Here is a 25,804-nt window from a genome sequence, read left to right as displayed (position 1 = left end):
CTCTTCTTGTGATTTACACAAATGTAGCGAATGAAATGGAAACTCTCTTATCCTCTGGGAGTAATATCACAATCAAGAAAAAAGCCCCTTCAAATCCATGAAGAGGCTTTCAGTGAATTGTAAAAATCAATCCTAGTAATAGTGTAATCTACGCACTTTTGCTACGTACTTGGCAAGGCGGATAACCTGCTTTGTGTAGCCAAACTCATTATCGTACCAGGTGTAAAGCACCACATTACGCTTGTCGTTGTGAACGAGCGTTGCGTTGCTGTCAAAGACAGAGCAGCACGTGTTACCAATTATGTCATTCGATACCAACTCAGGATCCATCTGGTAGTTTATTTGATTTACTAAGTCTCCTTCAAGAGCAGACTTACGGATGATCTCGTTGATCTCTTCAGGTGAAGTGTCTTTTCCAACTGTAAGGTTCAAAATAGCCAATGAACCATTTGGAGTGGGAACACGAACAGCGTTTGCTGTCAATCTCCCATCTAAATCAGGAATTACTTTTGAAACAGCTTTACCTGCACCTGTTGAAGTGATCACCATGTTGATAGCTGCAGAACGACCTCTACGCGGTTTTTTGTGCATGTTGTCGAGTAGGTTTTGATCGTTCGTGTAAGCGTGTACAGTTTCAATGTGTCCTTTTTCTACGCCTAATTTATCATGAACAACTTTCAGAACCGGAGAAATAGCATTCGTTGTACACGATGCAGCTGAAAGAATATCATCGTTTTCAATGTCGATATCTCCCTGATTGATTCCGTAAACGATATTTGGAATACCTGATCCCGGAGCAGTCAAAACTACTTTTGAAATTCCGTTTGCTTTGAGGTGAATACTCAATGCTTCTTTGTTGTTAAAAACACCGGTGTTGTCGATGAGAATTGCGTTTTCAATTCCGTACTCGGTGTAATCAACCTGATCGGGATTGTTGGTTCCGATCATTTTAACGCGCTGACCATTAATAACCAATTCTTTTTTATCGAGGTCTTCTTTTACAGTTCCGGGGAAGTGTCCGTGAACAGAATCGTTGCGCAATAGCGCTGCACGTTTGATGATTGTTTTATCGCTGTCGTCACGTGTTACGATTGCACGCAAACGCAACTGTTGTCCTTTACCAAACTGCTTGATGAGTTCGCGAGCAGCTAGACGACCAATACGACCGAAACCGAAAAGCACAACATCTCTCGGCTCAGGCTCTGACCCAGATCCTTTTACAAATGATCCGATGCGATCTTTGAGAAATGCATTTAAACTATCGAAGTTGTCTCCTTCTTTTTGGAACTCAACAGCCAATTTCCCGATATCGATTTTCGATGCTGCCAAATCCATTTCGAGGATTTCAGCCGCAATTTTTGAGGTGTCAAAAATCGTAACCGGATTTTTCACAACGCTGTTTGCGTACTCGTGCATATTGAGGATCTCAGATACACTTTGATCAACGAGATGATTGCGAAAAAGCACAAGCTCCACAGAGTCTTCGTACAACAGTTTACCAATAGAATTAATTAAGCTTACAGCAGCTTTTTCCTGCTCTAACCAATTGTTTAGATTGGTGCTGTAATCACGCTTTGCCGTTTGATTCGCCATGACAATTTTTTTGCGATGAAATGATTAAATCCGTATTAAATTCTGGCGCGAAGATACATAGTTTTTCATGATTAAATTGGGTAATTTGTCTTAATGGTTGTCTTACAGTCAGAACCAAATTCTCTGCAACCTCCTACTTTTTTTAACTTAGCGATTGTACTAACAGTCATGCTCTATGAATACCTTCAAAACTATTGCTTCGTTATTCACGACTAGCTTTCTACTGACATCAGGTTTACTTGCACAACCTTACGAACAAACACTCACCAACTCCAGTGAGTGGACGTTGAAATCGACAAATTTATGGGGGTCAAGAACAGATACTTTACATGTTTCTGGCGACACAATTATCAACTCCACTAATTATAAAGTTGTAAAGTTTAAAAACTTCGGGCCCCGTTACTTCATGAATGAAGATACAAAAACTGGAAAAATTGACTATTTCTCCAGTTCAGACTCAACTATTAAGACAGCAATTGACCTGTCATTGAGTTTAGGAGACACTTTTGGCTTCACTGCTGCCTGGTCAAGTGACTCTATTATTGCTGTTGTTGATTCTGTCTACAATCAAAATAACAGGAAACACATCAGGTTTGACTTTGAATTGAATTACGCAGGTGATGAAAGGTTGGAATTTATCGAAGGCATCGGATCCAATATTGGTCTTCGCTACAGGGACAGGACATCAGTAAATTTAAACCCCTACCTCCTGTGCTATTGGAAACATGGGAACAAGGAGTTCTCAAATAAATATTACAACGGAGAATGCTTTGAAGATCAAGTTGGAATTGGAGAGAACTCTTACCTTTCGCAAGAGATCAGTGTTTTTCCCAATCCGGCTAAAAGCACACTCAATGTAACTTGCGAAAAATGCACTGAAATGACTGTTTCAATCTACAGTAGTACCGGTAAGCTGATTCGCCAAACAAAAACAAGTCAACAACAAAAACGCCTCGATATTTCGCAACTAAAGGCCGGCTTTTATTTGGTTCTGACCAAAACAGACCTGGGAACGATCACGAAGAGGATTGTCAAGAATTAAGTCTTTCGAACATCAGGTCTGCTCACGAGGTAAACACCAAAAAAGATCAGAATAGCTGAGAGGATTTTTATCCACGTTATTTCGTCTTTCCCCAGCAAGAGTGAAAAAACGCTGGCGATCAATGGTTGAGAATAGATGTAAATACTCACAACTGTTGGCTGTACTCGCTTGAGCGCAAAGTTGTTGAAGAGGTAAGCCAGAAATGTTGTTCCTACAACAACATACAAGATCTCAAGGTAGATTTTTGTGGGCAACTCGCTCCAGTTGATCTCGGTGAATTGTCCAAAACCAAAAGGAACAACAAACAGAAAACCTAATAGAAAGGCCCATTTCACAACCGTTATCGGTTTGTATTTTTCCATCAGTGGTTTTACGAGTACAAGGTAGATCCCAAAGCAAGCTGCATTGAGAAAAACGAGCAAGTCGCCAAAGGCTGTCTCAGAACTAAATGTCAGTTCACCTCCCCGCGATCTGAATAAAATCAACAATACTGCCCCTGTAATCCCCAGCCCAATTCCGAGTACTTTCTTTGGTTTAATAGCATTTTTCAGGATTATCGAAGCCATGATCAAAACGAGAATAGGATTACTAACCATAATGATACTCGCATTGATGGGAGTCGTTATGTTGAGTCCTTCAAAGAAAAGAAGCTGATTGCCGGCCACGCCAAAAAGTGCGCAAATAATGAGTCGGGGAAAGTCTTTTTTGTCGACTTTTTCTCCGGTTTTAAAGAGTGAGGCAAAAAGCCAAAACAAGAGTAAAGCCCCACCAACTCGCAGGAAAATAAATCCAGACGGCCCAACGAAATTAGGCATTACATCTTTTGCTAAAATGTAATTGAGGCCGTAGATCAAATTTGCTCCAAAAAGAGCTAAATGAGCCGGTATGACGTTTTTGTCACTCAAAGACGATTACGTTCAGAGCCCTGCCCTGCCTACTTTTTGAGCACTTTAGGAACTTTGAAGTAATCAGAGTCCTTATCGGGTGCATTCCTGAGCGCTTCGTCCTGAGAAATCTCCTGATCGACTTCATCAGCGCGGAGTTTGAGCGTTTCATCAGTCATGTAAACGAGCGGCTCAACACCCTCAGTATCGACTTCTCCAAGCTTATCGATAAAGTTGAGAATTCGCTGCATATCACCCTTGATCGCTTCCTTTTCCTCGCCTTTAAATTCTAGCTTGGCCAATGCTGCGATCTTATCAACTAATTCATCATTTACTTCCACTGCACTAAATTTTGATTGGGCAAAAGTAAGTTATCATATCGAACTTTCGAATCGTTAATTGTGTACTATCAAATTCAAAGATTGTACTCACTCCAATTTTTGAATTACTACTTTTGAGCAAAATTTTGTTGAGCAGTAATGGCACGAATATTAACAGGCATACAGGCAACCGGTGTTCCGCATCTCGGAAATATTTTAGGAGCAATTGAACCGGCAATCAACCTTGCTAATGACCCTAAAAACGAATCGCTCCTCTTTATCGCAAACCTCCACACACTCACTTCTATTAAAGAGCCTGAAGTGATTCGCGAAAATACTTATGCCGTTGCAGCAGCCTGGTTAGCTCTCGGACTCAACACTGAACGCACAATTTTTTACCGTCAGAGTGATATTCCGGAAGTGACAGAAATGACCTGGTACCTCAACTGTTTCACTCCTTTTCCAATGCTCGCTAATGCTCACAGTTTCAAGGACAAAAGCGATAGACTTAGCGATGTGAATGCCGGCTTATTTGACTATCCGGTGCTCATGGCTTGTGACATTCTCATGTACGATGCTGATATCGTTCCTGTGGGAAAAGATCAAAAACAACATTTGGAAATGACACGCGACATTGCGGGTTCAATTAATCACAATCTCGGCAAAGAAACTTTAAAACAACCCGAAGCCAGTTTTGATGAAAATGTAATGATCGTTCCCGGGATTGATGGCGAAAAGATGAGTAAATCTTACGGCAATACTATCAACCTTTTCCAAACAGATAAAAAGCTACGTAAAAACGTGATGAAAATTGTCACGGATACTACTCCGCTCGAAAAACCTAAAAACCCTGATACGTGCAACGTTTTTAAAATCTACAAGCTCGTAGCTTCAGATGAAGAAGTAGCAACAATGCGTAAAAACTACGAAGCCGGAGGTTATGGATACGGCCACGCCAAGCAAGAACTATATGAAAAACTCCGCGATCGCTACAGTGAACCAAGAGAACGTTTTCAGCACCTCATGGACAACAAACACGAAATCGATCAGGAGTTGGAAAAAGGCGCAAAAAGAGCAAGAGAAATTGGCCGACCAGTATTGAGCAGATTGAGAAAGGAACTCGGCTATTAACAACTAAAAACGGAACCAATGCAACCCGATTTTTTAAAAGAAGGAGATCTCGTTTATATCGTTTCACCGGCTAAAAAAATCGAGGCCAACAAGGTTTTGTATGCCCGCAAGCTCCTCCAGTCGTGGGGACTTGAAGTTCAGCTTGGGAGAGGTTGTGCCGGAGAACACTACTATTTTTCCGGATCTGACCAGGAGCGAATTGACGATTTTCAATCGGCACTCAACGATCCAAATTGCAAAGCCGTTATTTGCACGCGTGGTGGTTACGGCTCGGTTCGTATTATTGATCAGTTGGATTTTTCAGGTTTCGGTCAGAACCCAAAGTGGATTGTGGGTTTCAGCGATATTACGGTTTTTCACTCGCATATTATCACCAATTTTGATGTTCAAACCATTCATGGTACCGTTCCGCTGAACTACAACAAAGACGAAGAATCGGTTGAGACTTTGCGCAAAACACTTTTTGGAGAAAAGATCAGCTACGAGATTGAACCCTCAAAATTCAACAGAACAGGAACAATAAGAGGTGAAGTCGTTGGTGGAAATCTGAGCATCATTTCAAGTCTGACAGGCACCAACAGTGACATCGATACAAAAGGCAAAATCCTTTTTCTCGAAGAAATCAGCGAATACGGGTACAAAATTGACCGTATGCTTTGGCAACTCAAAAAGGCAGGAAAACTAGATCAGCTCGCAGGATTAATAATCGGTGATTTTACTGACATCAAACAATCAGTTGATGTATTTGGGATGAACTGGCAGGAACTCATTCTCGAAAAAGTGAAAAAATTTGATTTCCCTGTGCTCTTCGATTTCCCGGCCGGACACGAAAAACGCAATTTACCACTGTACATTGGTCGCGAAGCGGATCTGATCGTTACTGACCAAAAATGCACACTTACTTATGGCTGATCACAACGAACTTGGCGAAAAAGGCGAAGAGATTGCGCTTCAACATCTCGAGAAAAACGGGTTTGAAATTCTGGATACCAACTGGCGTTTTGGAAAAGATGAAATTGATATCATAGCCAGGAAAAGTGATGAGCTCATAATCGTAGAAGTGAAGACGAGAATAAACGAATACTTTGGAGACCCGGAAGAGTTTGTTTCTACCGGAAAACAAAAAAGGCTCATCAAAGCAGCCAATGCTTACATCGAGGAAAAAGACCTCGATTTGGAAACGCGTTTTGATGTTATCGCCATCATTCTCAACTCAAAATACCAAAAAATCAATCACATAGAAGAAGCTTTTGGTCCCCAATGGTAAAGTTCTTACTACCTTTGCAGCCCAATTGGAGAATAGTATGACGAATAAAAAAGGCAAAGGGCCTAAAGGCGAGAAGAATAAAAGCAGAGCGAACGAATTAAAAAGCTCTGCATCAAAGAGATACAGCAAAGGGAAACGACTCGAAAAAGACAAGTTTTTGAAGCGCGGCCGCAAAGGTGAGCCACAACCAAAACCAGATAAAGAAAAAAAGGAAGGTGTTCGCCTGAATAAGTATTTGGCTAATGCCGGAATTTGTTCTCGCAGAGAAGCAGATACCCTCATTGAAGCCGGAGCAGTTGAGATCAACGGTGAAGTTGTCACTAAGCTGGGAACACGCGTTAAACCAACTGATGACGTAAAATGTGGCGGTTCTAAAGTGAACAGAGAAAAACCTGTTTATGTATTGCTCAACAAACCCAAAGACTTTATCACAACTGTAAGCGATCCTCAGGGTAGAAAAACAGTGATGGACATTGTTGGAAAAGCCTGTAAAGAACGCATCTATCCAGTTGGCCGACTCGACCGCAACACAACCGGTGTTTTACTATTCACCAACGATGGTGATCTCGCCAAAAAACTAACTCATCCAAAACACCAGGTTCGCAAGATTTACCACGTCACAACTGACCAACCGATGAGCAACAACGACCTCGTTCAACTCTGCAAAGGCGTCAAGCTCGAAGACGGAACAGTACAAGCCGATAAAGCAGCATTCGTAGAAGGAAAAGAAGACCGCAGAGAAATTGGTGTTGAATTGCACTCAGGGAAAAACCGCGTGATCAGGAGAATGTTTGAGGCACTCGAGTACAAAGTGGTAAAGCTGGACCGCGTATCTTTTGCCGGACTCACCAAAAAGAATATTCCTCGTGGCCATTACAGATTCCTCAACGAAAAAGAAGTTTCGTTTTTGAAAATGCTTTAGACAATCTTTTACCCAATAAATAGTTTAAAAGTCCTCGACAGGGGGCTTTTTTCGTTTTATAACGAACTGTAGCTTAGCTCCAAATAAAAAACCTTTACAGGATAAGCATGAAGTGGGTCAAGCGCATTTTTTTAACGCTTCTTATTGCGGCTGTCATTATTGGGGGACTCGCAACTTGGGCGGGGTATCACTACCGCGGAATGATCGTTCCGGTTGTGACGCAACAGCTCAATAAAAACCTGCAAACGAAAGTGCATGTAGATACCATTCAGCTCACTTTCCTCAAGCATTTCCCTATGGCATCGGTTGAGTTTGAAAATGCTGTTGGCCTCAGCAGTAATCCAAACAGCCAGTTCGATACACTTTTTCAAGTTAAAAGACTCTACCTCTCTTTTAGTTTGATCGATCTCTACAAAGGCAATTACACCCTGCGCGAGATCGAAGCTGAAAACGGCTTTATGCACATGGATGTGGATCAAAACAACCGCCAAAACTTCGAGTTTTGGAATTCACAAAACGACACTTCATCATCTAATTTTTCTATCGCACTGGAAAAAGTCACACTCGATGACATTCATTACCGTTTTGCGCATCAGCCACGTGAAGAAAACTACTCTTTTCATATTCAAAAAGTCACCGGCAAAGGAGATTTCTCCTCGACTGATCAAAACATCGCCCTATATGGCAAGCTGAAAGTCGATGATCTCAAAATAGGCAATATTCACTATTTGCCTGGTGAGGAACTCAGCCTCGATGCCGGAATGGAAATGAATCCCAAAAACAATTTTTACCAGGTTTCGCGCGGAACTGTTACGCTACGCAACCGCTACGACCTCCACGTAACCGGCAAAACCACAGCGAGGGACTTGAGCTGGAATATCGATGGTCAGAACCTCAACATAGCCGTGCTCTCAGCTCTGATGCCGGATAGAGTAACTACATTTTTCAACGATTTTAAAGGGAGTGGTAAGCTCAACTTCGATCTAAAAATCGAGCGGAAAGATGAAAACAAAAAGCCCTCCATCAATAGCGAATTCAAAATTGAAAACGGCTCACTCGATCTTTCCAAATACAAAATTGAGTTAGCTGACCTCAACACCAGCGGACGCTACACGAATGGCGGCAACCAAAATGCGCAGAGTAGTCAGATTCATTTCGATTCGCTATCTGGGAAGCTCAACGGAGCGGTTATCAACGGACGGTTCAGAATGCAAAACTTCATTCACCCACTATTTGAATCAAAGTTTACAGCCGAGGGGAATATCAATCAGTTCGATAAACTCATCAAGCCCGATACCATTTCCAACTGGAATATTCCGCTTAAAATTGATGCAGCCATTGCCGGCCGCATCATGAATACCGATTCCATTTCTTATACCGATTTTGTCAACTGGGAAAAAGAAATCAACCTCACTGCTACAAAAGCCGGGCTGAAAGTCGAGAATTCGCCTTATGCGTTTTCGGATCTGACCACGAACCTCAACTCCACAAACAACGATATCAAAATTGAAAAACTCAATGGGTTATGGGGATCTGACTCACTCGACATAAGCGGAACCTGGCGCGATGCACTTCCCTTTTTCCAAAAGGAAAACACAAAACCATTTCGCTTTTTCGGGAACGTATTCCTCAAAAAATTTGATTACAACGAGTTCCAGAAAAAACAAAAATCAGATAGCTCAGCATTCACACTCCCCGAAAACGTATTAGCTGATATTAGCCTCAGCGTAAATGAGTTGATTTACGATCAAAGTCGGTTCGAAAATGTGCGTTCAAGAGTATCGGTCAGAGCCGGACTCATCGAAGCAAAGCGTTTTCAGGCCGATGCTTATGGCGGAAATCTAAACGGAAAATTCCTATTGCGTGACGGAAATGAAAACGTGAAATTGATTGCTTCAGCTCAGTTGAATGAGTTGGATGTACAACAGCTTTTCACGGCCTTTAACAATTTTGGTCAACAGGAAATCACAGCCAATCACTTGCGCGGAAAGCTCACCAGCAGCACAAGACTGAGTATCCCGATCGATCGCAATGCCAATGTCATTTTTAAACAACTCGATGCTGTTGCAGATTTACAAATCGCCAACGGAGAACTCATCGACTACAAACCGTTACAAGGAGTCACTGATGTTGTACAGGAAAACAAATTTTTGAGACTTTTCATCAAGCTAGATGATTTTGAAGAGCGCTTGAAACACGTAAGATTTGACACCTTACAAAACACCCTTCGCATTAAAAATGAAGTTATTACCATTCCGGGGATGCAAATTTCTTCATCGGCATTGAACATTGATCTATCGGGCGAACACCATTTCAACAATGACATCGACTACAAGCTCAGCTTCAACCTCAAAGAAGTGTTGCGGAAAAAAGATGACAAATGGAAACAATCAGATTTCGGCTACATCGCTGATGACGGAACGGGAAATATGCAACTCTTCCTTCACATTCATGGAAATGTTGACGATCCAATAATCGACTTTGATAAATCGGCTCGTAAGCAAAACAGGAAACAGATTGTTGAACGCGAAGTCCAAACAACAAAAGCCATTTTAAAAGATGAATTGGGTCTGTTCAAGGGCGATACCACAGTCCCTGAGATAGAAGAACCAACTGAGCAGGAATACGAACTCGAGTTTGACCCTTCAGCTAACAAGGACAAAAACGAGAAGTCGGCTCAATCCGGCTCTGACCGTGAACCCGAAAAAGAAGAGAAAAAGGGCGTTTTCAAAAAATTTATCGATAAATTGGGCGTTAGCGACACAACTCAATCTAAATTTGAAGATTGGGAAATTGAAGACGAAGATCTCTAAGCTTGAATATTTACACGCGAAAAATACTGTGGAAAAGAATCCTGTTTGTGCTGGCACTGCTCATTGTTGGTTCCTCATTTTGGTACACGAACAGACTGGTTCAAAAAATCGCTAAAGAAGAGCGTAAGCAAGTTCAGTTGTGGGCCGGAGCGATTGAAAAAAAGGCCAATCTGGTCAAATACACCAACAAACTTTTCAAGGAATTACAGGCCGAGGAGCGCAAAAAAGTCGAACTGTGGAGTGATGCTACCAAATCACTCATCAACGCAAAAGAGATCAAGCTAGCACTGAGAGTTGTAGAGTCAAACACAACCATTCCCATTATCCTCACTAATGGTGAAGGAGACTACACAACTTACCGCAATATTAGCGGAGTCATAGAATTTGATAAAGACACTCTTTCAGAACCCGAACTGGCCAGCATCGAGGCGCATAACGACAGCGTTGTACACAAAACGCTCACTGAGATGAAAGAAGAAGGGAGAAAAATTGACATCAATTATTACGGACAGGATGTCAACTACCTTTATTATAAAGACTCCCGGCTTTTTGAAGAGCTCAAAAGCACTTTCAACGACCTGCAGGTTTCGTTCATCAGTGAGGTTGTGACAAACTCAGCATCTACTCCGGTGATTTTCACTAATGTTGAGCGCGACTCTGTCATTGCAACCGGCAACATCGATTCAGCAGTGATTGAAAACCACGATAAATTCCTCAAGCAACTCAAAGACATGGAAGCTCAAAACAAACCCATTTCTGTTGAGCTAGGCGACAATGAAACATTCATGATTTTTTACGAGGATAGTGCGCTTCTCACACAATTGAAATACTATCCATTCATTCAGTTTTTTGTCATCGGGTTGTTTATTTTGATCGGGTACTGGTTGTTCAGTATTTCTCGAAAATCAGAACAAAACCAGGTTTGGGTTGGTATGAGCAAGGAAACAGCTCACCAGTTAGGAACACCTCTCAGTTCGTTGCTCGCATGGTTAGAAGTACTCAGGAGCAAAGATGTATCACCAAAGCTCATCGGTGAAATGGAACGCGATGTGGGCAGGCTACAGGTGATAACTGAACGTTTCTCAAAAATTGGCTCCACTCCTGATCTCAAAGAGGAAAACATCAACTTATTGATTGAGGATTTTGTAGAATACCTCGAAACCAGACTCTCTAAAAAAGTCAATTTCACAGTCCATGCTTCAAAAGATGAGCCGCGTGCTCCCGTTAACCGCGCACTCTTTGGCTGGGTAGTTGAAAACTTATGCAAAAATGCAGTTGATGCGATGGGCGGAAATGGCAGCATTGACATTACGATTGAAGCTAAAGAAGACAACGTCATCATCGATGTAAAAGATACCGGTAAAGGAATTCCGGCCAATAAGAGAAAAGAAGTATTTCAACCGGGATACACTTCCAAAAAACGCGGTTGGGGTCTCGGGCTGTCACTGAGCAAGCGAATCATCGAGAACTATCATCGCGGTCGAATTTTTGTGAAACAGTCAGAACCGGGAAAAGGAACGACATTCAGAATCATTTTAAACTCCTGACGTGGCCGGTGTTTATCTCCATATACCGTTTTGCCACAAGGCGTGTCATTACTGCGACTTTCATTTTGTGACACATCTCCGGGATAAACCGGAATTGGTTGAAGCGCTCAAAAAAGAGCTCGAATTGCAGCGTGACTTTTTCGGATCTGACCGTGTAGAAACGATTTACTTTGGCGGAGGAACCCCTTCATTACTGTCTGAACCGGAGCTCAGCCAACTTATCGACAACGTTTTCGAGATTTTTGATGTGATCGATGATCCCGAAATTACGCTCGAAGCAAACCCCGATGACCTGACTGACGAAAAACTCCAACAGCTCAAAAAAGCCGGAGTCAACAGGCTGAGCATTGGTGTGCAATCGTTTTTTGATGAACATTTGAAATGGATGAATAGGACACATTCTGCGCAGGAAGCAGAAAACGCTTTAAAACGTGCTCAGGATTACGGTTTGTCCAATATCACGCTCGATCTGATTTACGGATTGCCAAAGCTCAGCATGGAGCAATGGAAGGAGAATGTGCAAAAAACTATCGCTCTCGATATTCCGCATATTTCAGCTTACAACCTCACAGTTGAGCCGGGGACTCCGCTCGCTTATCAAGTGAAGAAAAACAGAGTTCAAATTCCGCAAGACGAAAATGTGCTCGCTCAATTCACCTATTTGATGGATGAGCTGGAAAGCAATGATTACGTACACTACGAAATCTCGAACTTTGCTCGCGAAGGCGAGTACAGCAAGCACAACAGCAGCTACTGGCTCGGCAAGAAATATTTGGGAGTAGGCCCATCGGCACATGGTTATGATGGCTCTGACCGATATTTCAACCCTGCTGACAACAAACTCTATCTCGAAAAGATTGGGAAACGTGAACTCCCGGCTAAATGGGAAAACACCACAATTCAAGACAAGCTCAACGATTATATCCTGACCCGATTAAGAACTATTTGGGGCCTGAACTCTCATTTTATAGAAGAGCATTTTGGCTCGAATGAGCTTGACCGAATCTTAAAAGAAGTTAAACCTTTCCTCAATAGACAAGAAGTAGAACATAAAGCCGGAGTTTTGACGTTAACCCGTAAAGGAAAGTTTATCGCTGACCACATTGCGGCAAGCTTATTCAAAATAGATGATTGATGGAATTTTCGCTCAAAATCAACGACAAACGCTACATTGCTGATCTCGACAACCCGATTGACATCAGCATTCCTATTTCAGCTGACGGCCCGCGAGCCTGGTATGTTGATCCGCCAAAAATTGAACCTGTAAAAGCTGATGGTTTTGTTGGTGCAGTAGCCCAGGGCGGAAGTGTCAATTTCAACAATATTTTCTTCAATCCGCACGGGCACGGGACACACACCGAATGTGTTGGCCACATCGACAAAACCGTTTACTCGATCAACGATCATCTCAAAAACTTCTTTTTTGCAGCGCAACTGATAACAGTTGAGCCAAAACAAAACGGTGATGATTTGATTATAGAAAAAGACTTGTTAGAAGGGGAAATCGAGAAAGGAATTAAAGCACTCGTGGTCAGAACCAAACCAAACAGCACTGAAAAAACGCATAAAACACACAGCAATACAAACCCGCCATACTTCAGCAAAGAAGCAATGGAATATATTGTTGAAAACAAAATAGACCACCTTTTAGTGGATCAACCGTCTGTTGATAGAGAAAGTGACGGAGGAGTCCTCAAAGGGCACCACACATTTTGGCAACATCCGAATAATACGCGCTTTCACGCCACCATTACTGAAATGATATTTGCACCTGATTCTATAAGTGATGGCCTTTATTTTTTGAATTTAATGGTAAGTGCATTTAAAAATGATGCCGTACCGAGCAAACCAATCTTGTATAAATTACGTGTAGAATAGTATGACAACGATTAACTTTAACACAAAAATGGCCTTAGACGAAACTGACAAAATGATTTTGAAGGTTTTACAGGAAAATGGCCGCATCACAAACCTTCAGCTTTCAAAGGAAATCGGGTTGTCTCCGGCACCCACCTTAGAACGTGTTCGCAAGCTCGAGCGCAATGGTTTTATAGATAGTTTCCACGCAAAGCTCAACCACGAAAAATTAGGCTACGGACTTAAAATCGTTATTCAGGTTAGCCTTGTTCGTCAAATCGAAAATGCAGTTCAAAAGTTCCTGGATCAAATCAATGAAATTGATGAGATCATTGAATGCGAGCAGGTAACCGGTGATTTTGATTACTACATCAAGGTGTTAGTAAAAGATATCGCTGAATACGACAAACTCGTAAACGACAAACTGAGCCGAATTGAGGAAATTGGTCAGATGCGATCCAGCGTGATTCTTTCAACTGTGAAAGATTCATCGCGCATTCCGGTAAAATAAGTTCAGCGTTTTTCGATTTCTTCTCACGGGCTGATTTCGAACGACATTAATGATCTGTTCTGTAATTTTACTGATCAGCTTAAAATGAACATTGAAGAGCTAAGAGACTATTGTTTAGCAAAACCGGCTACATCTGAAGGTATGCCTTTTGATGATGAGGTGCTCGTCTTCAAAGTGGCCGGTAAAATGTTCGCTCTGGTCAATATCAATAAATTCGAGAGCATCAACCTCAAATGTGATCCCGATGAAGCCATTGAACTCAGGGCTCAATACCCTGAAGTAAAACCGGGTTATCACATGAGTAAGAAGCATTGGAACACGGTTGAATTTGGTGGTAACATCACGACCAAACTTCTCAAAAAATGGATTGATGATTCCTACTTATTAATCGCGCAAAAACTACCTTTGAAGACCAGACGCGAATTAGGAATCAAATGAAACCATTTTTCAAACAGGCTTTTAGCTATTTTCTTCAGGGCCTTTTGCTCGTTACTCCACTAGCAATTACCATTTATATATTAATCGAGCTCATCGTGTTGATTGACGGTTTAATCCCGTTTGATCTATTTCCCGGAGCCGGCTTGTTGATCATTTTTGTTTTACTTTCTCTTCTAGGACTATTAGGTAACACGATCATCTTTCGTCCCATCAAAGCTGCATTTCAACAATTGCTCAACAGAGCTCCTCTCATCAAAACAATTTACCAGTCCATCTCAGATCTACTCACAGCCTTCGTTGGTCAAAAGAAAAAGTTTAGTCAGCCCGTTATCGTAATACTTAGTGATGAAAGCAACTTACAGCGACTCGGTTTTGTCACGCAAGATGATTTATCAATTCTCGGCATCTCAAAAGAAAAAGTAGCTGTTTATTTGCCACATTCTTACAACTTTTCTGGCAATGTATTCATTGTAGATAGTAAGAATGTAAAACCGATAAACGCCAAATCTTCTGATGTGATGAAATTCATTGTTTCAGGTGGTGTTTCCAGCTTTGATGAAGATGACGAAAAAGATCTTACCGTATAAAAATCACCTCCTTTTACACATGGTTATCCTCTTTTGGGGATTTACCGGAATTTTAGGGAAGCTCATCTCAATTGATGCTTTTAGCATTGTGTGGATCAGAATGCTGATCGCGTTTGTGTCGCTTTTTGTGTATTTGAAAGCCATAAAGTTCTCGATCAGAACCGAACCGAAACGCGTGCTCCAGTTCATTGGAGTAGGGTTTATTGTCGCCATTCACTGGATCACGTTTTTTCACGCGATCAAGATTTCAACCGTTTCTGTAGCTCTGGCAACTCTTGCTACTGCCACGCTTTTCACATCATTTCTAGAACCTCTTTTTTTCAAGCGGAGAATCATTTGGTATGAAATCCTCTTTGGCGGACTCGTAGTGGCTGGTTTAGTGATGATCTTCAACTTTGAGACAGAATATACCTGGGGAATCATCACAGCGCTCGTATCAGCATTTACCGCATCTCTTTTCACCACGATCAACGGAAAGCTCGTATCGAAAGGAGAAAAGCCGCGCAACATCACGATGTATGAAATGCTGGGCGGAACTATCGGTATTACACTCTTCTCACTTTTTGGAACAGACCAATATCCCTGGCAAGTCGATCCCACATTCAGCGATTGGGTTTACCTCGTCATTTTAGGAGTTGTGTGTACAGCTTACGCATTTGTTGTTAGCGTGAATGTGATGCGCGAATTGTCTCCTTTTACAGTGAGCATCAGCATCAACATGGAGCCCGTTTATTCTATTCTGCTCGCTCTTTTATTCTTTGGCGATGACGAACGTATGTCACTCGGTTTTTATGGAGGAGCGCTTCTCATACTCAGCACCATTTTAGCGAATGCCTGGTTGAAGAAGAGATTGAGAGTTAAAAGTTCTTAGAGATATCATTGCAAACTCAAAATACTTAAAACAACTAATAATGTGCTGCTATAAATAATTCAGATTTATATTCATCTAGATACTCACCACATTTAGGATAGTAAGGCCTTAATACTATATCAAACTTTGTGTTTAAAGGGATTTCAAATTCACCGTAACACATCCCATGGCCAACTCGTAAAACACCGTCCTCACTCGCAAGAACAAAAGCCTTCATTTTAACAGTGGTGTCTGATTTTTGAGTGAGTTCAATTTCAAACATCAGCTTTTCAGTATCGAATCCAGCAAAATGATATTCACTGTAAACTTTGTTTCCACAACCATATAACTGACTCACTGTATTTTGATAAGTAATAATACCAGAACCCTCACTTAGTAAAACATCACAATTGTTAGTTTTGGTTAAGATGGTAATTTGCCCCACAATCTTACACGAATTCTTGCTTTTTAAATCAATACATCCCAAAGCCATCTGTATATTTTTATCCTTTGGAATAACACCTATCTTAAACTCCCCTTCTGAAATATCATGAGGCATTTCAAATATTGATTGAAGCTGATTAAACCCCTTTTGAGTAGAGACTAATTCAAGCTTAAACGTATCACTTTCGCCAATGATTACAAATTCAGATTTTGAAGGATAATCTTCAACTAATGAGTTGTATGGGTAAGTGTATCCGTTAAAAAAGAGCTTTGACTCTAACGAAATAGTATCCGAATTAGATAACAGTTCATAATCTTTACTTATGCATTTTCCAAATGCAAATAAGGAACTAAAATACATAATCAGTATTACAAAATATGTTTTCATATTTTGATTTTCAAAACCCTACTACTGCACAACAACCTTCTCTGTTCGTGTGTAATTCTCAGATTGAATTACCACGAAGTAAATACCGCTCGCGTAGTCGCTAACATCAATTCTTTCGTTGACATTTTGAGGGTTGTTAAATCTTCCGGTTCTGAGTGTTTGTCCTGTAATACTCATCAAGCGGTAAGTTGCTGTAGCTCTTTCATCGAGCGAACCTTTGATCGTCAACATATCGCGAACAGGGTTCGGATAGATAGACATCTTGTCGATTTGTTTGGCAACTGCAACACCCAGTGGGAACAGATCAACATCTAAAGTAGCTGTATCCATACATCCAAATCGGTTTGTTTGAGTTACCATCAACGAACCAACAGATCCTGAACCCCATTCAACTGTTATCACATTGTTGTTCACGTTTGTGATTGTTCCGCCAGTTGCTGTCCAGTTGTAGCCTGTTCCATTATTCGCTGCCACGAAATACGTGTAAGAAGTTCCCTGAACGGCTCCTAAAGATCCCTGAATTGAATCGACTGAAGGAGCAGGATGAACACGTACCCATTTTGTAGCAGTATCAGTACAGCCTTGTGTTACGCGGTATTCAATTCTGTGGAGTCCGTCATTAGCTAAATCGGGATCGAATGTTACTCCGAATACACCCACACCGGCAAATGTTCCACCTGCTGGAGAGCCAGACATGGTAACAGGTCCGTCATTTTCGCAATACGCAGTATCGAGTCCGCCAATTTCAGAATTTCCATCTGTCACTTCGAGCGGTTCCGTTACTGTTAAGAAGCATCCTGTTGATGTATCAGTAACGGTGTAATCGATATCGTAAATTCCTTCTCCGAGTAGCGATGGGAATACATAAATACTATCAATTCCGGGTGCATCGTAAACTCCACCAGCCGGACTACCGCCTGTAAGTTCAAGTGTATCCTGAGACACGCAAACCGGAGCAAATGGATCTAACGAAGCTGTTGGCCCCTGAATAACATCAAGCGTTGCTGTGTCAACTCCTGAACATCCGTTTGTATCGTAACTGTAAACAATGTCATAACTACCGGCTCCAACATTTTGAGGCTTGAACTTTTTACCTGAATTCACAATTCCGGGACCACTATAAATACCTCCAAATGGTTGACCGAGCATCAGGTCAAAACTCTCAGATGTTGAGCATATATCAGCCGAATCGCTCATAGTGACCTGAATGTTGCTCACAACACTCAAAGTTGCTGTATCCTGAGCTGAGCACATGTTGGAATCAGTGTAAGTGTATGTGATCAAATAATTTCCAACACCTACTGCTGAGGCATCAAACTGATTATTCGTTACACCGGTTCCTGAGTAAACACCTCCCATTGGAGATCCTCCATCGAGGTCGATTGTATCAGCTCCTGCACAAACGAGTGCCTGCTGGCTCAAACTCACTTGCGGACTACCAACAACTTCAATAATCGCGGTGTCAGTTGCTACGCAACCTCCCACGTTGGCTGAATACTGGTACGAAACAATTCCGGGTCCGACCATTGACGGGTCAAAAACACCGGTTGTAGTATCGATTCCGCTACCGAGGTAAATACCACCGGCTGGCGAGCCCGTATTCAATGTGAATGGAGTTGCATTATCGCAAATACCCAATGTGTCAACGAGTGAAACACTTCCGCCCGGAACAACAGTCACCTCAAAAGTATCGACAACCGTGCAGGCGTTCGTATCAGTGTATGAGTAAACGGCTGTATCGGTTCCAACGCCCATTGAATCTGGGTAGAAAATATTATTAAAAAAGCCGTCTCCTGAGTAATCTCCTCCCTGTGGAGTTCCCAGGTTTGGATTAAATGGCGCACTTCCTTCGCAAATTGCAGTGAGGTTTGGATGTGTTACGGTCGGAACCGGAACCACCTCAGTCACATGTGTATCTGAAGCTGCACAAACGCCATTCGTATATTCGTAGTAAATTGTATCAAAACCAATTCCAGCCGTATCCGGGTCAAAGAAATTTCCGAAAACAGATGATCCGGAGAATACACCTCCTGATGGAGTGGCATTCATGAAAATTTGACCTGCATTGATACAAACATCATTGAGGAAGTTGATTTGTGGTTGAACAACTGAGTCAACCTGAATGTAGTCAACAAGAGTCAATGTATCAAAGTCTCCGGCTGTGTCTTCAGCGATTAGAACTACATCAAAAACACCAACTGTATCATAGGTTACATTGACGATTGAATTGGTACTGTTTGTCGGATTTCCACCTTCAAAGAACCACGTTCTGTCTATGGCTCCGGCTAAACTTACATCTTCAAATTCGATTGATTCACCAACGCAAATTCCTGTATCAGATGCAAATAATTGAGCTTGTGGTCCGCAGGATGTAACCGTAAACGATTGCGAAACGCTATCGGCACAACCATTTGGATTCGCAAGTAAATATTGAATTGTGTAGCTACCTGATCCAACAGCATTAGGATCAAAAGTAGTTCCCGTAATACCGGGTCCCTGGAAAGTACCTCCGGCAGGTGATGCTACAGCGCTGAGATCAACCGTTCCGGTACCAAGGCAATACTGGCTCTGAAGAGTAAAACTCACATTGGGCGCAGAATCAACTACGATAATGCCGCTATCCTGTGCAGTACAGCCACTGGTATTTGCCAGGTAATAAAAAACCGTAGTATCCACACCGTTTACTGATGGATCAAATGTATTTGTGGTGCTATCGATTCCAGATCCCCAGAATGTTCCGCCAGCAGGCGAAGCATTGTTCATCACGAACGACCCAACATTCTCGCAAACTTGCGTGTCGTTTACCACGACATTAGGTCCGGCAACCATTTCAATTGTAAACGAATCGACAACTGTACAGGAATTTGAATCAGTAAAACTGTAAGCAATTGTGTCAACTCCAATTGATGTTGAATCTGGGTAAAAAATGTTGTTTGTAAATCCTGGGCCTGTGTAATCTCCGTTAGCCGGAGTTCCACCTTGTGGCGTAAAAGGAGTTGAATTATCGCAAACCGGGCCAACATCAGGGTGACTGATGATCGGAACCGAAATCACTTCGGTTGTAGCAGTATCCGATGCTGAGCAGCCTCCGTTTGTCACCGTGTAAATGATATCGTGAAATCCAAGACCTGCAGCAACCGGATCGATCAGGTTACCCGAAACACCTGGACCTGTAAAAGTACCACCTGCAGGAGTAGCGTTTCCTGTTAGTGGATAATCTCCTGCATTGACGCAAAGATCATTGAGGAAAGTGAAACTCACTTGCGGAACTGTATCAACTGTTATGTGATTCACTTTTGTGATAGTATCAGAAAGACCTGATGAATTCGTCACGATCAGTTGAACATCATAGCTTCCCGCAGCAGCGTAAGAAACCTGTGGATTTGCTGCAGTTGAAGTACCGGGCGTTCCTCCGTTAAAAGTCCATGATTGAGAAGCAATATTTCCGGCACTCGCATTAGTAAAAGTTACCGATTCACCAACACAAACGGTAGAATCTGAAACAGTGTAAGCCGCTGTTGGCGGAGTTCCAGAACTTGGGGTAAATGGAGCTTTACCTGTTACAACAAGACCAAAATCCTGTGCTCCGTTAATGAGATTCCCTTTGTGCGTAACTTCAATTGTGTAGTTTCCAGCAACCGGGTTTGAGATAAAAACTTTTTCAACGTTATCTCTAATGTTATCACCTGTAGTTGCAGCATTAGAAGGATTTGACGGATCTAGAATATAAGGGTCATACGTTACTGTTCCGTTTGGACCAATAATTCTCAAATCCAAATCATTTTTCAGCTTTAAAGCCGGGTTGTTCAAAGGGTTTGAAAAAGTCACATCACCCACAACATCAGTCCATGCGATAGTTGCACTCAATGGCTGCTGACCATCAGATGAAACATTGAGTGTGTAAGTTGAAGTGTTTGACAAATTTTCTTCAAGAATAGTATCATGAATAGAGCCGGCTATAACGTCAGCCGCTTTTTTCGTATTCATAAGCCCCCAGCCGTATTCGTAATCCGGACCGGGAGCAGAACCAGCTTCAAGAGCTGTTTCAATGATCAGAGCCTTCATTGTAGCCGACTTCAAAAACGAGCTATAAAGACTGTCCTGCAAATCTTGCAATAAAGCAATTGAGCCTGTCACTGATGGTGCAGACATGGAAGTCCCTGTCTTGGTCGAATAATCTGAATTATTATCGTCATCAGATGAAAGAAGCGATACACCGTTTGCTGAAATATCTGGCTTTATACGACCATCATCAGTTGGGCCCCAGCCACTAAAAGATGACATATTCACACTTGAAGGACCAGTGTAATTTGGTACATCCTGTACAGCAGCAATAGTCAAAACATTTTTCGAAACACTGGAAGACGACATACAGTCATAGCCTGTTGGGCAATCTTGTGCTCTAACAGTAGAGGAAGTAACCCAAGCTGAACCATCCCAAATCTCATGCGTAACCGGTTGGTTATTTGGTCCATCATTGCGGTCGTTTCCCGCACTTTTCACCATTAAATAATACGGATTCAAAACGGCTATACTGTCCCAGTCTGCACTGGTGCCATTGTAACGACCAAAAGTATCGTCTTCGTTAGCACTCAAAGTCGTGTCACCGTACCAGCGCCATATTGATTGAGAGCTGTTGTATCTCCAACCAGTAATTGTACCATAGCTGTGGTTACTCAAAATATTTCCATTACCGGCAAACACTGTCATCTCAGGCTCATCTCCATTAAAGTCCCAGGCTTCAAGACTTGCTGCCGTTGCCATGCCTTTTGCTGATGGGTTCACACCTGAAGCGATCATCGTCCCCGCAACGTGTGTGGCATGACTACTAGTTGAACCATTATCGTTGTTGTTAACTCTGCTTCCAAATTCCTGATGAGTATCCAGCACATTACCCCCATCCCATTCGCCAATAACTATCGTATTTCCTGTCAAATTATAGGAACCGGGAACACCAGGCATCACGGAATCGGTTCTGATCGAAATAGCAGCATTTACATTATCTGTGATGTAATAAATTGGAAATCCTCTTTTATCAAATCCAATTAACTGAGAAATCGTTCCGTCATCTTCAATACTCAAAACGGGAGCTCTACCACTTTTTTGGGCATACTCTTCAACCTGCTCTTTGTACTTATCAAATTTATCTTTGAGATGTTGATGAAAACGATTAAGCTCTTCAGTTTTTATTTCCTGCTTAACTTTTTCGTATGATTCGCTTTGCGCAAAAGATGTTAACCCCGTCAAAAGGCCTAATGTTACGAGTAGGGAATACCTCATGTGATTTAGTTTTTAAAGTCAGTTCAAATGTAAGGGAAAAATAGGATATGTGCCTGACATATTGAAATATAGCTCACTAGTTTTCACCTAATGCTTTTATAGTCGCCATGACAAGGTGTTTTTGCGTGTACCCATCAGCGGTTATTGGCGAGACATTATGTTCTTCCAACTCCCTGGCTGTTGTATCTCCTATTGCTACAACTTTTGATTTTTCAAGACTGTTACCAGACTCGAGAAATCCAATTACATTGCTGGGACTGGTAAAAACCACAACTTCAAAATCAGCGTCCAGTTTTTTGTTGAGAAGCCTTGTTTTATAAGCTATGAGTTCAACATAACGGTCAGAGCCGAGTACCCGCTGAAGTCGTCTCACGCTTCTATCTGATCGTGGGATGAGCACAGTTTCGTTCTCCGTAAGCATACCGGCAAATTGCTCAACGGTTTGCTGTGAGTCGTCTCCACCGGTGAAGCTCACTTTTTGGTTGTGATCGTGAATTGCTTTTGCCGTTCCATTTGAAAGAGCGGCATATTTCGCAAAAAACGGCTTTTTCAGGTTCTGAAAGAAGTGCTGTACAGAGCGGGGAGAATTGAAAAACACCCAATCAGTTTGTGGGATCGTTTCTAACGGAATATCGATTGTTTCGATGAACGGAATCGTTTCCACCTCGCATCCCTGATCTTTCAATAACTGGGTAAATTCTTCGGCCTGCTGTAGCAACCTCGTAATCAGAACTCTGTTCATAATTGTTTTTTGAGTCCGTCCACTATTTTTTGCGACATACCTTCAGCTGTTTCGCTCTCCAGGTGCAATTTGGCAACTTTCGTGTTCCATTCTTCAGCCATGGCTGCATCGACTACGAACCTTCCGTTTTTTCTCACGCAATAAACTCCGAGCGGAAGTTGACAACCTCCATTAAAAATTTTGAGTACTCCGCGTTCAACTTTTACGCGCTGTGAAACTTCTTCATTGTCGATTTTCTTGAGCACATCAACGATTTCTGAATCATCTTCGCGGACTTGCAAACCGAGAACTCCCTGAGCCGGAGCCGGCACAAATTCGGTTGGATCCATTTCTATCACGTGTAAATCTGATAGATCGAATTCCAGTCGCTTGATTCCGGCCAAAGCGATGAGAATTGCATCGAATTTTCCATCACGCAGTTTTTGTACACGTGTATTGACGTTTCCGCGAATATCTTCTATCGATACATCTGGCCTGAAATGCAGGATTTGAGCTTTCCTACGAGCCGATGATGTTCCTACGACTGCATCCTTTTTGAGGTCGAACTTTTGGTTCTGATCGATACAATCTTTGCGAACGAGAAGTAAGTCTGCCGGATTTTCACGCTCTGAGACAGCAGCAATAACAAGCCCTTCAGGATTGGTTGTTTCGAGATCTTTGTGCGAGTGAACCGCAAGATCTATTTCTTTACTCAGCAAAGCGTTTTCAATTTCCTTGGTGAAAAAGCCTTTGCCTTCCATTTTATCAAAACTGAGGTGCTGGACTTTATCACCCTGCGTTTTGATGATTTTTATCTCCGCTTCGTGGCCCAGTTCTGCAAGCTGGCTCTGAACGTGACGAGCTTGCCAAAGAGCTAAATCTGAACCGCGACTACCTATTATTATGGGGTTATTCATTGCTGCAATATTGAGTGTTCAAATTACTGAATAATAAAGCAAATTGAAAAGCGTTTGAGTTTTTATTAAGTTTGGTCATCTATGCCTACCCGTAAAGACTTAATTCTAAAGCTAACTACTTTTCTCCTTTTATGTTTACTGTGCTATCAGTCAAATGCTCAAAAAGGTGGATATTTCAGGTTTGGGACTAGTTTAGAACCTCGCACATTTATTCCCAATCAGGGTCCTTTCGAATTCACCGCTTACCCTGCCCCCTCTTTATCAATTGGATACGGGAAGGTATTTCAAATCAATAATGAAACTTTCATCGACTTATCTGGGTCATTAAAGAGCTTTCCTTTTGCTCAAAGATTTAAATATACAGATGATGAAGGTGAAGAATTCACTTCTCTTGATTACTCTGGATTGATGCCTTTTCCCGGATATGAAGTAAGCTTGACTCTCAAAAAAGAATTGTGGGCAAACACCTTTTTTTCCTTTGGAATTGGAGTTGAAAAACTTCTCAGTGCCGGATATTCTTCTACTCACACAATATCTGACGATCCTGATCCAATCAACGCAAACTTTGATTTAAGAAGCAGAAATGCGCCTCTGTTTTCCCTCAATGCTGCTGCAAGTAAAATATGGTGGGTTAATGAGCAAAATACAAGGCCAATTGAACTGGAGCTATCATCATTTTTGCGATTTAGCGACCATTTTGAAGGTCAGGCTACCAGCATCAACAAATCTAAGAAATATGTTGATGATATTTCAACCGGCAGGCTTGGGGTTATGCTCTCTTTTCACGTTTATCTAAACAAACAAATTGAAGAATGAGAATACGACACTTCTATTTACTCTCATTCTTTTTTTTACAGATAATTTCCTTTGCTCAAAATGGAGGAAACTTTTACACAGGTTTAAACCTTGAGCCCCGTGTTTTAATATCTGATCAGGATCCTTATGAATATACAGCAATCCCATCACCTTCCCCATTAATAGGGTACGGAAAAAACTTTAAGATTAATGAATCTACCTTTCTTGAGTTATCTGTTGCTTTAAAAAGTTTTTCTTTTAATCACCGTTTTACTTACAAGGATGATGAAAATGATATAGACTACACTGCAATGCCTAAAACATTTACTTTCCCGGGTTATAATTTTAGCGCTCAATTGAGAAAAGAGCTTTGGTCAAATGCTTTCTTCTTATTTGGCGTTAATTTTGAAAAGATGATGAGCTCAAGTTTAACTTCTCATCAAGCTGTAAACAGTACAAATAGTTTTATTCGATCTTCGAGGTATGAACTCGAAGCTAAAGGTCGGGCACTTGTTTCACTTACCGCTTCGGCAAGTAAAGTTTGGTGGGTCAATAAACAAGATACCAGGCCAATTGAGTTGAGAATTTCTTCTTTTTTGCGATTCAGTGATTACCTTGAAGGAGAAGTTATCAGCAGATACAAGGCAAAGTCTCACAATAACGAAATCTCTACCGGTAGACTGGGCTTAGTATTGACATTTCACTATTACATAAACAAACAATTTCAAGAATGAGAATACAAGAAATACTCCTCTTCACTTTCCTGGCAATGAGCGTATCACTTCACGCTCAAAAAGGATTGAATTTCTCGATTGAAACCGCTTTGTGTGAGCCTCAAATCCAAATTAATGAAAGCGGCAAATACATTAATAATTCCTTTTCTCCCAATGGCATGATCGGATTTTCTGTAGGGTATTTTTTTAATGAGCATTTTTCCGTTGAAACCGGTTACAATTTCCGAAGAGAAAATATCACATTTGAATCTACTATCCCTGAACTAAGTTTCACTTTAGGCGCTAAACCTTATCAACTTCACAACATTCCGCTCAGAGCAAATTACTCAATCCCTCTTGGCAGTAACGATAAAGTAAGGCTCCTTTTCACCAGTGGCATGGAGTTTAGCTTCATTGGATCTTCTGTTTCTTATTATCTTGGACGAAGCTCAAAGGATCCAATAGGGCCCAAAACTAAAAGTGATTTCAGGTTTTGGGTTAATGACATCAACAAAAAGCGAGACATGAATGTGTTATTTCTCACAGCTTTTGGTCCGCAATTCAGGCTTTTTGATGTCCTGCGCCTGAGCACTCAATTTGGCTATACAACCGGGTTTACGGATCAAAGTGAAATGAAGTTTGAATACGAGGGCACACCAACAAATGGCAAAATTCAAGGTACTGCTACTTCAAGACCCACATTTTGGCAGGCTCTAATCAAGTTATCGTACAAAATGGACTTCGAGAAGGAAGATGAGTCAGTTGATTATGTTAGATAATCATT

The 25,804-nt window shown here is 41.7% G+C and carries 23 protein-coding genes; 16 read left to right on the top strand and 7 right to left on the bottom strand.

Features of this window, described 5'->3' with window-relative positions; translation table 11 throughout:
• Positions 1 to 132: 132 nt before the first annotated feature.
• Complete coding sequence (locus tag F3059_RS09315; protein ID WP_151168525.1) at positions 133 to 1,593, bottom strand: glyceraldehyde-3-phosphate dehydrogenase; 1,461 nt, start codon at positions 1,591 to 1,593, stop codon at positions 133 to 135.
• Between the two features lie 175 nt (positions 1,594 to 1,768).
• On the opposite strand from F3059_RS09315, the gene F3059_RS09310 reads away from it, so the two are divergent.
• Positions 1,769 to 2,635, top strand: coding sequence for a T9SS type A sorting domain-containing protein (locus F3059_RS09310; protein ID WP_151168523.1), 867 nt, complete (start codon positions 1,769 to 1,771; stop codon positions 2,633 to 2,635).
• Here F3059_RS09310 and F3059_RS09305 read toward each other — a convergent pair.
• A complete protein-coding gene (locus tag F3059_RS09305; protein ID WP_151168522.1) occupies positions 2,632 to 3,540 on the bottom strand; it encodes a DMT family transporter in 909 nt (302 codons plus the stop codon). The genes F3059_RS09310 and F3059_RS09305 overlap by 4 nt on opposite strands.
• 29 nt (positions 3,541 to 3,569) lie before the next feature.
• Entirely contained in the window at positions 3,570 to 3,860 is a 291-nt protein-coding gene (gene gatC, locus F3059_RS09300; RefSeq protein WP_151168520.1) for an Asp-tRNA(Asn)/Glu-tRNA(Gln) amidotransferase subunit GatC, read from the bottom strand.
• A 138-nt stretch (positions 3,861 to 3,998) separates the two neighbouring features.
• Between gatC and trpS the strand changes: the two genes are divergently transcribed.
• The 12 genes from trpS to F3059_RS09240 all read left to right on the top strand — a co-directional run bounded on the left by trpS (position 3,999) and on the right by F3059_RS09240 (position 15,783).
• Entirely contained in the window at positions 3,999 to 4,970 is a 972-nt protein-coding gene (trpS, locus tag F3059_RS09295; RefSeq protein ID WP_151168518.1) for a tryptophan--tRNA ligase, read from the top strand.
• Positions 4,971 to 4,988: 18 nt separating this feature from the next.
• Positions 4,989 to 5,882 (top strand): S66 peptidase family protein, encoded by an 894-nt coding sequence (locus F3059_RS09290; protein WP_151168516.1) that lies wholly within the window; start codon positions 4,989 to 4,991, stop codon positions 5,880 to 5,882.
• Positions 5,875 to 6,237, top strand: coding sequence for a YraN family protein (locus tag F3059_RS09285; RefSeq protein WP_151168514.1), 363 nt, complete (start codon positions 5,875 to 5,877; stop codon positions 6,235 to 6,237). The genes F3059_RS09290 and F3059_RS09285 overlap by 8 nt, the downstream gene beginning before the upstream one ends.
• 37 nt (positions 6,238 to 6,274) lie before the next feature.
• Positions 6,275 to 7,159 (top strand): pseudouridine synthase, encoded by an 885-nt coding sequence (locus tag F3059_RS09280; RefSeq protein ID WP_151168512.1) that lies wholly within the window; start codon positions 6,275 to 6,277, stop codon positions 7,157 to 7,159.
• A 107-nt stretch (positions 7,160 to 7,266) separates the two neighbouring features.
• Positions 7,267 to 9,972 (top strand): DUF3971 domain-containing protein, encoded by a 2,706-nt coding sequence (locus F3059_RS09275; RefSeq protein WP_151168510.1) that lies wholly within the window; start codon positions 7,267 to 7,269, stop codon positions 9,970 to 9,972.
• Between the two features lie 2 nt (positions 9,973 to 9,974).
• The gene (locus F3059_RS09270; RefSeq protein ID WP_151168507.1) at positions 9,975 to 11,519 is read left to right on the top strand and encodes an ATP-binding protein; all 1,545 of its coding nucleotides are present in this window, start codon (positions 9,975 to 9,977) and stop codon (positions 11,517 to 11,519) included.
• Position 11,520: 1 nt separating this feature from the next.
• Entirely contained in the window at positions 11,521 to 12,654 is a 1,134-nt protein-coding gene (hemW, locus tag F3059_RS09265; protein ID WP_151168505.1) for a radical SAM family heme chaperone HemW, read from the top strand.
• The gene (locus F3059_RS09260; protein WP_151168503.1) at positions 12,654 to 13,397 is read left to right on the top strand and encodes a cyclase family protein; all 744 of its coding nucleotides are present in this window, start codon (positions 12,654 to 12,656) and stop codon (positions 13,395 to 13,397) included. The genes hemW and F3059_RS09260 overlap by 1 nt, the downstream gene beginning before the upstream one ends.
• Position 13,398: 1 nt before the next feature.
• Positions 13,399 to 13,887, top strand: coding sequence for an Lrp/AsnC family transcriptional regulator (locus tag F3059_RS09255; protein WP_223274585.1), 489 nt, complete (start codon positions 13,399 to 13,401; stop codon positions 13,885 to 13,887).
• Positions 13,888 to 13,971: 84 nt separating this feature from the next.
• A complete protein-coding gene (locus F3059_RS09250) occupies positions 13,972 to 14,325 on the top strand; it encodes an MmcQ/YjbR family DNA-binding protein (protein ID WP_151168501.1) in 354 nt (117 codons plus the stop codon).
• Positions 14,322 to 14,912, top strand: coding sequence for a DUF502 domain-containing protein (locus F3059_RS09245; protein ID WP_151168499.1), 591 nt, complete (start codon positions 14,322 to 14,324; stop codon positions 14,910 to 14,912). Before F3059_RS09250 ends, F3059_RS09245 begins: the two co-directional genes overlap by 4 nt.
• Positions 14,887 to 15,783 carry a DMT family transporter gene (locus tag F3059_RS09240; protein WP_151168497.1) on the top strand — a complete coding sequence of 299 codons (897 nt, stop codon included), beginning with the start codon at positions 14,887 to 14,889 and terminating at the stop codon, positions 15,781 to 15,783. The genes F3059_RS09245 and F3059_RS09240 overlap by 26 nt, the downstream gene beginning before the upstream one ends.
• A 34-nt stretch (positions 15,784 to 15,817) precedes the next feature.
• Here F3059_RS09240 and F3059_RS09235 read toward each other — a convergent pair whose 3' ends face one another.
• The 4 genes from F3059_RS09235 to hemC all read right to left on the bottom strand — a co-directional run bounded on the left by F3059_RS09235 (position 15,818) and on the right by hemC (position 23,512).
• Positions 15,818 to 16,594, bottom strand: coding sequence for a hypothetical protein (locus tag F3059_RS09235; RefSeq protein ID WP_151168495.1), 777 nt, complete (start codon positions 16,592 to 16,594; stop codon positions 15,818 to 15,820).
• A 21-nt stretch (positions 16,595 to 16,615) separates the two neighbouring features.
• On the bottom strand, positions 16,616 to 21,874 hold the full coding sequence (locus tag F3059_RS09230) for a S8 family serine peptidase (protein ID WP_151168493.1): 5,259 nt from the start codon (positions 21,872 to 21,874) through the stop codon (positions 16,616 to 16,618).
• 76 nt (positions 21,875 to 21,950) lie between these two features.
• Positions 21,951 to 22,616, bottom strand: coding sequence for a uroporphyrinogen-III synthase (locus F3059_RS09225; protein WP_151168491.1), 666 nt, complete (start codon positions 22,614 to 22,616; stop codon positions 21,951 to 21,953).
• Entirely contained in the window at positions 22,613 to 23,512 is a 900-nt protein-coding gene (gene hemC, locus F3059_RS09220) for a hydroxymethylbilane synthase (protein ID WP_151168489.1), read from the bottom strand. The genes F3059_RS09225 and hemC overlap by 4 nt, the downstream gene beginning before the upstream one ends.
• Positions 23,513 to 23,593: 81 nt before the next feature.
• Between hemC and F3059_RS09215 the strand changes: the two genes are divergently transcribed.
• The 3 genes from F3059_RS09215 to F3059_RS09205 are packed head-to-tail and all read left to right on the top strand — an operon-like array spanning position 23,594 to position 25,799.
• Complete coding sequence (locus tag F3059_RS09215) at positions 23,594 to 24,328, top strand: hypothetical protein (RefSeq protein ID WP_151168487.1); 735 nt, start codon at positions 23,594 to 23,596, stop codon at positions 24,326 to 24,328.
• A complete protein-coding gene (locus tag F3059_RS09210; protein WP_151168485.1) occupies positions 24,325 to 25,041 on the top strand; it encodes a hypothetical protein in 717 nt (238 codons plus the stop codon). Before F3059_RS09215 ends, F3059_RS09210 begins: the two co-directional genes overlap by 4 nt.
• Positions 25,038 to 25,799, top strand: coding sequence for an outer membrane beta-barrel protein (locus F3059_RS09205; protein WP_151168483.1), 762 nt, complete (start codon positions 25,038 to 25,040; stop codon positions 25,797 to 25,799). Before F3059_RS09210 ends, F3059_RS09205 begins: the two co-directional genes overlap by 4 nt.
• Positions 25,800 to 25,804 lie beyond the last annotated feature (5 nt).

Source organism: Salibacter halophilus (assembly GCF_008806325.1).
Taxonomy (GTDB): Bacteria; Bacteroidota; Bacteroidia; order Flavobacteriales_G; family Salibacteraceae; genus Salibacter; species Salibacter halophilus.
The sequence above is the reverse complement of the archived record's forward strand: the minus strand, read 5'-3'. Positions and strand labels throughout refer to the sequence as shown.